The organism is Staphylococcus sp. 231237_7MaSpsaltlick, from assembly GCF_043107035.1.
In genome coordinates this window covers 1-659 of the sequence record NZ_JBICNX010000247.1, presented here as the reverse complement: position 1 = coordinate 659, position 659 = coordinate 1, and the positions used below count along the sequence as shown (strand labels likewise).

The window sequence follows — 659 nt, the reverse complement described above, 5'->3', positions numbered from 1 at the left end:
TTTCACAACTACATATCCATAGTTATTGATGCGTTCAGCTCCTATAGGTAAAGTAGTTTTAGGTTTATTACCTTTTTTAAATTGTGTCTTTTCGCATTCCTTGTTATATATTGGAATGCCTTTATTCCATGAAACATGACCTTTAGAGAACTGTGCTGATACACCACATTTTAATTTCAAACGTTTCACTGTAGCTCTTACCTGCGTGTATGTCATATTGGAATCAAAATGTTCATTGAACACCTTAGTTAAATCATGAATCGGAGTTCCTTTCACATTATCTCTAAGAAATTGTTTTTCTTCCTCTGTCCAAATATGTGGCATATCAAGCACCACCGTTTAATAATTTAGGCATTTCACCGTTTGCATCTAATTGATCATCAGCAAATTTCTGCGCTTGTAATACAAGGTTACCGTTATCTATAATCCCTTTAGCAATGTTTGATACTGCTTTTGAGCGTTCTATTTCTTCTTTTAAGTCATCGCCTTTAATCTCTTCATCATTTAATCTTTCAAGTTGTGCGAATAAATGATTGTTTAAATCACCTAGTGTATTTTGCATTGCCTATCTCTCCAATCGCTATATCATAAGTATCGTCAATTTCTTTTGTGTATTCTCCCATTTCAATAACTGCTATTGGGTTTCCGTCATTGAATAT

General features: G+C 33.5%; 1 protein-coding gene and 1 pseudogene. Both read right to left on the bottom strand.

What is annotated here, in order from left to right:
* Window positions 1-324, bottom strand: a pseudogene (locus ACF91D_RS31245) (HNH endonuclease signature motif containing protein); the annotation flags it as partial.
* Window position 325: 1 nt separating this feature from the next.
* Window positions 326-562, bottom strand: a complete 237-nt coding sequence (locus tag ACF91D_RS31240) for a hypothetical protein (protein ID WP_029376933.1) — start codon at window positions 560-562, stop codon at window positions 326-328.
* Window positions 563-659: the final 97 nt, after the last annotated feature.